The organism is uncultured Modestobacter sp. (genome assembly GCF_947486615.1).
In the GTDB taxonomy this organism is placed as follows: domain Bacteria; phylum Actinomycetota; class Actinomycetes; order Mycobacteriales; family Geodermatophilaceae; genus Modestobacter.
In genome coordinates this window covers 571,219-581,610 of record NZ_CANKUD010000002.1, presented here as the reverse complement: position 1 = coordinate 581,610, position 10,392 = coordinate 571,219, and the positions used below count along the sequence as shown (strand labels likewise).

Annotated in this window: 11 protein-coding genes; 5 read left to right on the top strand and 6 right to left on the bottom strand. The window is 71.3% G+C overall.

Features of this window, described 5'->3' with window-relative positions:
* Positions 1-893: 893 nt before the first annotated feature.
* The 4 genes from Q1A09_RS06130 to Q1A09_RS06115 form a co-directional block, all read right to left on the bottom strand.
* Positions 894-1,202, bottom strand: coding sequence for a putative quinol monooxygenase (locus Q1A09_RS06130; protein ID WP_163613160.1), 309 nt, complete (start codon positions 1,200-1,202; stop codon positions 894-896).
* A 391-nt stretch (positions 1,203-1,593) separates the two neighbouring features.
* Positions 1,594-2,442, bottom strand: a complete 849-nt coding sequence (locus Q1A09_RS06125; RefSeq protein ID WP_299952592.1) for an aldo/keto reductase — start codon at positions 2,440-2,442, stop codon at positions 1,594-1,596.
* Positions 2,443-2,728: 286 nt separating this feature from the next.
* Positions 2,729-3,280: a hypothetical protein gene (locus tag Q1A09_RS06120; RefSeq protein ID WP_299952591.1), complete on the bottom strand. Its 552-nt coding sequence runs from the start codon at positions 3,278-3,280 to the stop codon at positions 2,729-2,731.
* Between the two features lie 428 nt (positions 3,281-3,708).
* Entirely contained in the window at positions 3,709-3,993 is a 285-nt protein-coding gene (locus Q1A09_RS06115; RefSeq protein ID WP_299952589.1) for a hypothetical protein, read from the bottom strand.
* Positions 3,994-4,128: 135 nt separating this feature from the next.
* On the opposite strand from Q1A09_RS06115, the gene Q1A09_RS06110 reads away from it, so the two are divergent.
* Together Q1A09_RS06110 and Q1A09_RS06105 are read left to right on the top strand one after the other, a co-directional pair.
* Positions 4,129-4,782 carry a hypothetical protein gene (locus Q1A09_RS06110; RefSeq protein WP_299952588.1) on the top strand — a complete coding sequence of 218 codons (654 nt, stop codon included), beginning with the start codon at positions 4,129-4,131 and terminating at the stop codon, positions 4,780-4,782.
* A 38-nt stretch (positions 4,783-4,820) separates the two neighbouring features.
* Complete coding sequence (locus Q1A09_RS06105) at positions 4,821-5,315, top strand: RNA polymerase sigma factor (protein ID WP_299952587.1); 495 nt, start codon at positions 4,821-4,823, stop codon at positions 5,313-5,315.
* Positions 5,316-6,136: 821 nt separating this feature from the next.
* On the opposite strand, the gene Q1A09_RS06100 is transcribed toward Q1A09_RS06105, so the two are convergent.
* Positions 6,137-6,493, bottom strand: coding sequence for an iron chaperone (locus Q1A09_RS06100; RefSeq protein ID WP_299952585.1), 357 nt, complete (start codon positions 6,491-6,493; stop codon positions 6,137-6,139).
* A 162-nt stretch (positions 6,494-6,655) separates the two neighbouring features.
* Complete coding sequence (locus tag Q1A09_RS06095; RefSeq protein ID WP_299952584.1) at positions 6,656-7,255, bottom strand: dihydrofolate reductase family protein; 600 nt, start codon at positions 7,253-7,255, stop codon at positions 6,656-6,658.
* 355 nt (positions 7,256-7,610) lie between these two features.
* On the opposite strand from Q1A09_RS06095, the gene Q1A09_RS06090 reads away from it, so the two are divergent.
* The 3 genes from Q1A09_RS06090 to Q1A09_RS06080 all read left to right on the top strand — a co-directional run bounded on the left by Q1A09_RS06090 (position 7,611) and on the right by Q1A09_RS06080 (position 10,388).
* Complete coding sequence (locus tag Q1A09_RS06090; RefSeq protein WP_299952583.1) at positions 7,611-7,841, top strand: hypothetical protein; 231 nt, start codon at positions 7,611-7,613, stop codon at positions 7,839-7,841.
* The gene (locus Q1A09_RS06085; protein WP_299952607.1) at positions 7,841-8,707 is read left to right on the top strand and encodes a hypothetical protein; all 867 of its coding nucleotides are present in this window, start codon (positions 7,841-7,843) and stop codon (positions 8,705-8,707) included. The genes Q1A09_RS06090 and Q1A09_RS06085 overlap by 1 nt, the downstream gene beginning before the upstream one ends.
* 127 nt (positions 8,708-8,834) lie before the next feature.
* Positions 8,835-10,388 (top strand): flagellin, encoded by a 1,554-nt coding sequence (locus Q1A09_RS06080; RefSeq protein ID WP_299952582.1) that lies wholly within the window; start codon positions 8,835-8,837, stop codon positions 10,386-10,388.
* Positions 10,389-10,392 lie beyond the last annotated feature (4 nt).

The window sequence follows — 10,392 nt, the reverse complement described above, 5'->3', positions numbered from 1 at the left end:
CCCCCCCCGGCGGTTGCGCAAGGTCGTGTCAACTGACACCTGAGCGCTTGGTGGTCGTCAGACTGTGCCGCAATGCAGGCCCACCAAGGCGATGCTGGCGGGGGCGCAGTCAGCAGCACGAAGTCGCCGGGGTGGACTCCGCCGCGGCGGGCGGCGCCGTACTCGATCGTCAGAGCGGCGGGCGGCGCCGTACTCGATCGTCAGAGCGGCGGGCAGGGTTGCCGCACCGGCCGATGCCAGGGTCTCAAGGGACGGCGCACGAGGGGCACCTGATCTTCCTCGCGGTGTTCCCGGCCGGGTTCGTCTACCGGACCCGTATCGCCTGACTCAGTGACTGTCCCGGGACCACCGGCCCTACCCCGCCCGTGTCGCTCAGGTAAGACACCCGCTGAAGCTGGTCCGGGTCCCGCACAAGAGGTGTGACCAAGGGTTGCTGCGATCGCCGCAACCCCAGGAGTGCCTGAGCCCTGGCCAGCAACCGCCAACCGCGTGGTCCCTCAGCTCGATCGCTCAGCAGGCGTCCCTCGTCCTGACTGCGAGGGCATTCACTAGCTTCGGGGGTACCTGTGGTGGTGCGTCCGCCCTCCACAAGCAGGACCACGCCCCTGGCGAAGCCTGCTGGTGGCGGGAATCGACATGCGACCGTGGCGGCGACCTCGGCCAAGTGCCCAGCAGAGCGGATGCAACTGCGTCGTCTCCGTGGTCGACGTCCGGATGCTGAGCTCGGCGCTGCTCAGAACCCGCAGTCGTGATCGACGCGGTAGGAGTGAAGACTTCGGTTCTTGCCTTCGCGGTCGCCCATGGCAGCGCGCCGCGGTGGGACGTTGTCGGCAGGCGCTGAGACATCCGCGAGCCGCCCGCGGCGGGCGAACCCACCGCGGGCGCCGCCTGTTCTATGCGGGCTGCTTCTCGGCGACGACGTCGAGCTGCTCGATCACGGGTGCCTCGAAGAGCACACCCGTGTTCTCGCCGAGCGCCTGTGCTACCGCCCCCGACAGGTGCGCCTGGCGCCCGTCGTCGTCGGGGAAGGCGTCAAAGATCCCGAACGAGGAGGGTCCGAACTGGATGCCGAACCACCTGACGGTCGCGGGTTCCCCCTCGACGATCGACAGCCCCTGGTTCAAGAAAGCGCGGACGTCGTCCTCCCTGCCAGGCAGCGCCTCAAGGCGCACCAGAAGGGCTTTGCTGACTTGTGTCGCCATCTCGGGTTTCTCCTTCGGTGGTTCGCGTTGTCACGATGACCGGAACGCCGCTAGGGCGGAGGATGGACCAACATTCGGGCCGACTTCTCTTGTCCAGCGTGCCGGTCCATTCGACACTGTCATGCCGATCCCCACGGCGTCCATCTGGGGATTCGTCGATGTCGGCGAGGACGCTCGCTCCAGTGACCATTTGCCACCGTGACGACCGTCTCTGCAGGTGGCCCTGGTCTCGAGCTGGTGGTCGGGAGGGCCGAGTCGACGGCCTCAACCTCCGAGGCCTCAACCGCCGAGGCCTCAACCTCCGAGGCCTCAACCTCCGAGGCCTCAACCTCCGAGGCCTCAACCTCCGAGGCCTCAACCTCCGAGGCCTGATGACTGGAACTGGCAGCCATCAGAGCATCTCGAGCGGCACCTTGCTCGATGGCGGTGGGAACATCCGGTCGAGTTCTTCCAACTCTGCGGTGCTGAAGCTGATCTCCATGGCGGCGCGGTTCTCCGTCACCCGCGCGGGAGAGGAGGCTTTCACGACAGCGAACACCTGGGGGAGTCGCAGCACCCAGGCGAGGGCCAGCTGGGCCGCAGTCGCCCCCTTGGCGCTGGCCATGTCGCGGACCGCGGGGTTCCCGAGCAGCCGACCATGATCGACCGGGGAGTAGGCCATCAGGGGCACGCCGGCCTGGCGGCATCTCGGGAGGAGGTCGTACTCGAGTCCGCGGCGGTTGAGGTTGTAGAGCACCTGATCGGTTTGCACGCGCTCCCCGCCCGGCACCGAGGCCACCTCGTCGAGGTCTCTGACGTCGAAGTTGCTGACACCCCAACCCCTGATCAACCCGGCCTGCACCAGGTCCTCGAACCCCGCCACCGTCTCGGCCAGCGGCACTCGCCCGCGCCAGTGCAGCAGGTACATGTCGAGGTGATCGGTGCCCAATCGCCGCAAGCTGGCCTGGCATGCCTCCACTGTCCCTCGTCGGGTGGCGTGGCTGGGTAGCACCTTGCCGACGAGGTAGACACTGTCCCGCCGCCCCGCGATGGCCTCGCCGACGAGTTCCTCGGCGGCGCCGTCGCCGTACATCTCGGCGGTGTCGATCAGCGTCAAGCCGCAGTCCATGCCCGTGCGCAATGCGGCCACCTCGGTGGCCCGCGTGGCGGACTGCTCACCCATGTACCAAGTGCCCAGGCCAAGTGCCGGGACTGATGCCCCATCGGGCAGGGTCACGGTGCGGATGGTGGGTGCGCTCATCGTGGAGCTCCTCAGGATGGGGGCAGCGGAAGACGCAAGGGTCCGTATGTGCCGAGCGATGCCTGTTCGGGCCGTGGTCGCACGTCGGACCCCAGGAGCGTGACGAGGCCCCGAATGTTCGTCTTCAACGCCTCGTGTATCGGGTAACCATAGATGCGGAACCAATCCGACCCCGGGCGGCACAAAGCAATAGGCGCCGGTTTCGGACCACGTTGTGAGCCAAATTTCGTAGGACCGCATACGGGCGGTTTCGGACATCGCTCGCCGCTTCGGCTCGGGAAGCCGATCAGAGCTGACTTGCTCGGTGAGCGATCTCGGCGAGGACCTCGTCGCGACGATGTCTTTCCTCGGGGGAGTAGAGGCGGGCGCGGAGCTGCTCCTTGAGCGCCCGTCGGCGGCTGGCCTGGACGGCGTAGCCGGGTCCGATGGGTTCGACGGCGAGAGGCGTGTCGGTGGCGCCGGCCCAGCCTTGCGGTAGCCCGGGCAGTCCTGCGGCGACGGCGGCGGGATGCCACGTCACGTCGACCAGCAACGGCCCGGCCCAGGGGGTGGCCACGGTGAGCAGCTCATGGACTTCCAGCAGGCCTGCCGCTTCGCGCTCGAGGTCGGGCCACAAGGCGGGAGCCAGCGGACCGATGACGAACAGGTGCTGGCTGGGTAACGCACGGTGCTGGAGGCGGCTGGCCAAGAGGTCGTGCTTGCCGGCGCAGCTACCAGCTCCGGCCTCCTCGGTGCTGCGCGCGTCGGGAGGTGCCGGCCAGCGGTAGGGAAAGTCCTGCACGTCCCTGCAGGCCCGCACCAGGTCGTTGGCTGCATCGATCGCCTGCGATCCCGTCATGCTGCTAACCCTGACAGGCCGGTGTCCCGATCGCCGAGAAGCCGCTCTGCCACCGACGGCCCCACGAGCAGCCGTGCTGCCTCGCCGATAAGACCCCGTTACGTCAGCACGGCTGATCAGGAACCCGCTTCAGCTCAGCCGACCCAGCGGGCCCCGACGGGCGGGGACGACGTGGTTCGCGATCCCCGGCGCCATCGCCGGGGGCTGGATCGGAACCGGGGACTGACGGGTGGCGATCTCGCCGACGCCAGGCCTGCACCAGGGCGCTGCGTCCCCATGCCGCTCGAAGCGTGTACCGATGACGACGAAGCCGCAGGCGTCCCTTCGACGTCATGCAAGACCTCCAGGAGCTGTCACCACCGAGCTGTCTGGCCCTGGCAGCCACGGGGGTAGCTGCCAGGGCTGGGGTGAACGGTAGCGCCGCTAGGTCAGTAGGGCGGTGCGTTCTCCCCGGTGCGTTCGATGTTCCAGGCCGGGGTCCAGCGGCCGACGGCGTAGCCGAAGCCGGGTGCGATTTCGCGGTGGTACTCGACGCAGCCGAGCCAGCCGTCGCCGCGGTCTTCGCTCTCCTGCCAGCCGTGCAGCAGCGCCGGGGAGTGCCACTCACCGCCCCACCGAACGCGCACCGAGACCGGAGGGTCCAACCGGCGGTCGGCCTCCTCCAGGGCCTGAGCCAGGTCGTCCTTGGAGGTGACGAGGAGGTGGTCGGGCACCGGCAGCCGACGAGGCGGCGGACCAGGTTGGCGTGGTGACACCGCTCCACTATGGATCGGGCCGCTGTCACAGCGGCCTGGTTGCCGGACATCTCAGTAGTGACAGGGAAGTCCCCCGAGAGGAGCCCGGTAGCCATGGATGACAAGAAGCTCGACGTGCTGGTGCGCCAGGCCGCACCCGTCGTGAACGTGGACCCAGCGGAGCTGGACAGGACGCTGCAGCTGCTGGCCGCCGACATCATGAGGTCCCAGGCAGCGCCGGTGGGCGGTGAGGTGGTCGAGCTGTCGAGCCGCCGGTGGCGCCGGCGCGTGGTCGTGCCGTTGGCCGCGGGGGTGGTGCTGGCGACCGCGGCCGCGGGATTCACCACCTGGTATGACAGCAACACCGCCGACTTCGGCAAGGCGCTGGAGCAGTACAGCGCTGAGCTGCCGCTGCCGCCGGGCACGGACCGGGAGGCCTACGTCGACTACGTCCGGGCTCAGGGTTTTGAGCGGCCCACGGCGATCTCCGACGTGAGTACCCGAAGCATGGTGGCTTACTACGGCTTCTGCACGTGGGGGCAGGCGTGGACGCTCCGCGACGCTGCCGGTGACGGGGCGGGCGCCGTTGAGGCGGTCACCGCCATGCGCGCTGCGGCCGTGGCCCCGGCGATCACGGTGGTCGACGCTGGCGGCGTGGTGGCCAACCTGGAGCAGGTAGCCGATGCAGCTGCCCGCGGTGACCGGGACCAGGTGGCGCAGGAGCTGGCGAACAACTGCTCGGGCCTGCCGCTGGACGGCATCCGATGACCCGCTCAGCCGGCGCTGAGGCCCGCTTCGCCGAGCTGATGGGCGAGCACGGCAAGGCAGTCCTGGGCTACCTCACCCGGCGCACCGACCCGGCCTTCGATGCCGCGGACCTGATGGCCGAGGTGTTCGTGGTGGCCTGGCGCCGTCTCGGTGACGTTCCTGGGCAGTCCGATGAGGCGCGAGCCTGGCTGCTTGGTGTGGCCCGCCGGGTGCTGGCCAACCACCACCGGGGTGCCACCCGACGCAACCAGCTCGCCGACCGGCTGCGAGGGGACCTGGAACTGCGGTCGCAGACCCACAGTTCCCCTGACGAGGTCGCTGGGCGGGTGGGCGAGGCGCTCGGGCGCCTCGACGCCGAAGACCGCGAACTGCTCACCCTGATCGCCTGGGAGGACCTCACATCCGAGCAGGCCGGCGCGGTCCTGGGGCTGTCAGGTGCAGCGGTGCGCAAGCGGCTGCAGCGCATCCGGACCCGCCTCCGGGCAGACCTGGAAGCCGAGGACGACTCGCTCTTGGCGCACGCACTGACCTAGAGCTGCTGTGAGCGTGCGGCGGCCGGCTAGGTGCCCCCTGCGCCGGCCCCCGGGCCTACCGCCGGAACCGGGCACCAGCTGCACCACTGCAGTTCTGGCGGCCGCCCCCCCTCCCGGCAAGAAGAAGTCAGCGGACGCGCCCGCAGGCTCGGATTGCCGGGAGGGGAGCGGAGCTCCGCAGCGCCGGCGTAGCCGGCTCACCCGTCCGGTAGTGCGTTTTCTCGACCGGAGCTTGGTCAGGTGCGGAGTCGACGCCCATGACTCTGCGGTCAGGACGTCGGCGGACCGCAACGTCTGGTTGGGCGGGTGGCGGGCGGCGCGGAGCGTCGACCGCCCGGTTTCAGGTACAGAAACAACACGGACCGATCAACTCCCTGGCCGTGCCCGCTACGTGCCCGCAGGACGGGCACGAGAAGGTCAATAGGGGGCGACGACGGCGAGTCCGAGAGGTGCTCTGACCTGGGGATGCTGGGGCAAGAGCGCGTGCGAGGAGTGCGACGGAGCGATCTTCAAGGCCGCTGCTGTCGCGCACCGACCGCAGGCGAGTTGCTGACGCGGAAGATGCTCGACCAGGTTCGCCCATTGCGCGCGAGCTGCGCTCGTACCGAGGCGCTGAGCGACACCCGCGCCCACATGGCGCCCACAAGACGCCCACAAAAGGGTCGTTGACGCTCGTTCGCGATCACGTACTTCCAACGGTGAATCCGCTGGTCAATGCCCTTATTGGTCAGGAAAAGAGCAGGTCAGGGCAGTGCGTCGTCCGAGCTTTTAATCCGCGGGTTGTGGGTTCGATCCCCACGGGGCCCACCCAGGAGCGACCGTCAGGCTCCGGCGTCCGCTCGCGACGCCTGCGCCAGCCGCTCGACGAGGTCGTCCGGTATCGGTTTCCGCGGCGAGAACGTGACGCCGGTCTTGGTCGCCTTCAGGCCAGCGGCCGCGATCTCCCCAGCGTGTCCGGAGATGGCGCCGGCGAGGACGTACAGCCCGCACTGCTTGCTGAACGCCGCGTAGCTCGCGACGACCGAGCCGCCGATGCTGAAGCCCGGCATGTCGTAGGCCACGATCTCCTCCGCGTCCGGCAGGGCGCGGGCCAGGATCGCCCGCACCCGTCTCAGGGCCGGCTGGAAGGGCTCGGGCGCCGCGGCGATGTAGGCGTCGTGGTCGGGTGTCGTCGTCATGGTCGTGTCCCCCTGCTGAGTGTTCCGAGCTCCGTTCTGACCCGTGCTCGGCAACCGAACCTGGCAGGCCTGGCAGGCGGCTGAGAGCTTCCTCCTCTGGTCCTCGACGAGTTGCATCGGCGGAGCGCAGGGGCGCCGCCGGGCCGTGCCGCGCGCCCGTGGTCAGGGCGCCGTCGGCGGTGGACCGCCCGGAGACGGAGGCCGCCGGACGGCGTAGCGCAGGAGGACCACGCCGTTGCCGAACTGCCGGGTCTCCACCAGGTCCAGGTCGAGCGGCTCGGTGCCGGGTTCGAAGAGGCGGCGGCCGCGGCCGACGACGACCGGCGCGACGTAGAGCCGGTACTCGTCGACCAGGTCCAGCCGGCGGAAGGTCTCGGCCAGGTCGACCCCGCCGAGCGTCATGTCCCCGCCAGGCTGCTGCTGTAGTGCCCGGATCTCGTCGGGGTCCACCTCGGACCGCAGCGTCGCGTTCGGGCCGACGTCGAGGAGCGTCCGGGAGAACACGAGCTTGGGCGTCGCCCGCCAGATGCCGGCGAACTCGCGCATCGTCGGCGGGGTGTCCGGGTCCTGGTCGGCGGTCGGCCAGACCGCCTCCATGAGCTCGTAGGTGACCCGGCCCTCCAGGAAGGCGCTCATGGTCGCGAGGTGGGCGTTGAAGTGCGCGTGCAGCTCCTCGTCGACCCGGTGCCAGCTCAGGTCGCGGTCCGGCCCCTCGAAGCAGCCGTCCAGCGACAGCATCATCTGCACGACGACCTTGCGCACGAGTCCTCCTGGTCCGTGAACGGGTTCGACGTCGGGACCGGTCGGTGTCGGGGATCTCATCGGTCGCCGGCCACGACTGCCCCGTGCGTCACTCCCGCGACATGCCGCCTCCGGCGGGGTCACCCGCGACGATCTCGCTCCGCACGGGCAAAAGCCCAGGTCGCGCGGGTGGTCATGTCGACAAGGCGGTCGCTCGCAGGCCGGTCATCGACCTGCGGAGTGCTCCACGCAACGATTCGGTGACGGGGCTGCCGGAGGCGTGTCCGGGCGGGCCGTTCGGAGTGGTCCGGGCCATACCTTTCTGCTCGTCCGCGGCACTTCCCCGGCCGCGACGAACAGCACCGAGGAGCCCCGCGTGACCACCGCACTCGAACTGGCACCCCGTCCGTCGTCCCCTGCCGAGGAGGAGCTGAGCCTGGCCGACCTCCTCGACCTGTTCGGCTCGGAGGAGGCCCCCGCCGGCCCCGAGCGCCCCTCGCTCCGGGCGTCCGGAGCCTGGCTGCGCAACTGGACCCAGCAGGCCTCGCGGCGGGCAGCCCGGTGGGGCGCCGTGACGGGCAGCGCAGGGACGGGTGTCGCGCAGTGATGCTCTTCTGGCCGACGGTCTCGGTCGTGGGCTTCGTGCTGCTGGCCGCGGTGGTCGTCGCGCTGGCGCAGAGCTCCACCGCGCGCTACGAGTTCGAGCGCAACCAGGTGCAGGGGCAGCGCCGGCAGGCCGCCGTCCCCGCCGCGGTCGGAGCGGTCGCGGTGGCGGCTCCGGCCACCGCCGGCGTCCCGGCCGTGCCGGCACCGGTCGGCGGTGGGTCGATGCCGGAGCAGGCGGCGCCGGCCGGTGTCGCCAATCACCCGGCCGGCTCCCGGATCGGTGAGTCGGGCACGCCCGCCTGGTGGCTGGTGGACGAGACGGAGGACGCCGGTCCCGGCCAGCTGGTGGCCGGCCCGTTCCCCGACCAGGTGGACGCCGACTGGGCGGTGATCGCCGGCGGCCTGGCCGCCACGGTGCGTGCGGTGCACGGTGTGGTGCGCCCCGACGGCCGGCTGGTCCGCCGGCAGCTGCCGGCGGAGCGGGCCTGGCTGGCCGAGCTGGGTGAGCAGCTGGACCGGCTGCCCGAGGAGTGGGACTCGCCGCTCATCGACGAGGACGAGCTGGTCACGCTGGTGGTCGACGTGGCGGCCGCGCTCGTCGAGTCCGGGCTGCCGCTGCACGACTGCGCCGGTGGGGCGCCGGCCGGCGGGGTCTGCCTCAGCCCGGAGCCCGGGCGGCACGGCATCGTGGTCAGCTGGCACCAGCACGACCGGATGGGCCGGGAGCAGGTGCGCGGCGCCGCGGCGCACGCGGTGGTGCAGCAGGCGATGAACACCGCCGTCGCCGAGTGCCTGCAGTCGCTGGGCTACCCGGTCGAGCCGTTCGGGGACACCGGTTGCGTCCTGGTCACCGTGGTGCCGGGCTGAGGCCGGCCCCGGCCGGGAGCTGATCGCCCCGTCGCCGGTTCGGCTCGATTCCGCGGCCCCGCGGCCGTAGGGAGAGGTGCGGGTCCCGCCGCACGCACGTGGCGGGCGAGGGGTCGGGGAGAGCGGCGTGGGGCTCGGGGTCAGCACCAACGTCGCCGCGCTGTCGGCCCATCGCGGCCTGGCGACGTCCGACCGGGCGGTGCAGACGTCGCTGGAACGGCTCTCCACCGGCTACCGGATCAACCGGGCCGCGGACGACGCGGCCGGGCTGGCCGTCTCGGAGGGCCTGCGGTCCCGGATCGGCGGGATGACCCAGGCCGTCCGCAACACCCGCGACGGCATCGGCGTGCTGCAGACGGCGGAGGGCGCGCTCGCCGAGACGACGGCCCTCCTCCAGCGGATGCGCGCCCTGGTCGTGCAGGCCGCCAACGACGGCGCGGTCGACGCAGGCGGCAAGGCGCACGTCCAGGCGGAGATCACCCAGCTCAAGGCGGAGCTGACCCGCATCGCCGGCGCCACGTCCTCCAACGGCACCCGGCTGCTCGACGGCACCTACGCCGGCAGGTTCCAGGTCGGTGCCGAGGTGGGCGAGACCATCGACGTGGCCGTCGCCGGCGCGATGGGAGCCGTCGGGCTGGGGGTCCACGGGATCGACGTGACCCGCGGCGCGACGGCCGTGCAGGGCACCCCCGCGCGGGGCGTGGGCCAGCCGTTCGGCGGCGGGGTGTCGTTCACCGGGGCCACCGTGTCGCCGGTGGGCGTCGGTCAGCTCACCGGCGTCCTCACCGTCGGTGGGGTGAGTCTCGACCTCGGTGCGGTGGGGTACGTCCCCGCGCCCGGGGTCATCGACAACGCTGCGGCGCTCGTGCAGCTCAACGCGGCGGCGGTCGCGGCCGGCTTCACCTGGTTCCAGGGCTCGGCTGAGGAGGTGTTCATCGACGACGGCGACGACCTCCTCTTCCGGTCACCCACGCCGGCCCTGACCGACACGGCGGCCGACCTCCCCCCGATCACGGCGGAGTTCACCCAGCCGACCCCGCCGCTCGGCCTGTCGGTCCAGGTCATCGCCCCGACGGCCGCGCCGCCCCCCGAGGCCGGCACGCTGCTCATCACCCGGACGACGCCGGCCGACCTGCTGGCGCTGCGCGGCACGATCACCGTCGACGGGCACACCCTCGACCTCGGGCGGGTGGCCTACAGCGGTGACCCCGGCCGGGCGCTGGCCGAGCTGAACGCCGCCGCCCAGGCCGCCGGTATCACCACGGGCAGCAACGCCTTCACCCTCACCACGCTCGGGTCCGGCTCACCGGACGACGGGGCCGCGGTGCTCTTCACCGGACCGGTGCCCGACGTGTACGCCACTGCCGCCGAGGTCGCCGCGGCAACACCGGTGTACCGGCCGGGCCCCGGCCTGATCGCCACCGTCGACGCGGCGATCAGCGCGGTCTCGACGCAGCGGGCCGAGCTGGGTGCCGCGCAGAACCGGTTGGAGCACACGCTGGCCCGGCTCGGGGTGTCGATCGAGAACACCGCGGCGGCCGAGTCACGGATCCGGGACACCGACATGGCGCAGGAGACGGTCGCCCTGGCGCGGCACCAGGTGCTCGTCCAGGCGGGCACCGCCATGCTCGCCCAGGCAAACCAGTCGCCCCGGGCCGTGCTGACGTTGCTGCAGGGCTGACGGC

Bases quoted from the DNA above. Each gene is read 5' to 3' on its own strand.
- Q1A09_RS06085 (WP_299952607.1), top strand. From the start codon at position 7,841: ATGCTCTTCTGGCCGACGGTCTCGGTCGTGGGCTTCGTGCTGCTGGCC.
- Q1A09_RS06120 (WP_299952591.1), bottom strand. From the start codon at position 3,280: ATGACGGGATCGCAGGCGATCGATGCAGCCAACGACCTGGTGCGGGCC.
- Q1A09_RS06130 (WP_163613160.1), bottom strand. From the start codon at position 1,202: ATGGCGACACAAGTCAGCAAAGCCCTTCTGGTGCGCCTTGAGGCGCTG.
- Q1A09_RS06110 (WP_299952588.1), top strand. From the start codon at position 4,129: ATGGATGACAAGAAGCTCGACGTGCTGGTGCGCCAGGCCGCACCCGTC.
- Q1A09_RS06105 (WP_299952587.1), top strand. From the start codon at position 4,821: ATGGGCGAGCACGGCAAGGCAGTCCTGGGCTACCTCACCCGGCGCACC.
- Q1A09_RS06100 (WP_299952585.1), bottom strand. From the start codon at position 6,493: ATGACGACGACACCCGACCACGACGCCTACATCGCCGCGGCGCCCGAG.
- Q1A09_RS06125 (WP_299952592.1), bottom strand. From the start codon at position 2,442: ATGAGCGCACCCACCATCCGCACCGTGACCCTGCCCGATGGGGCATCA.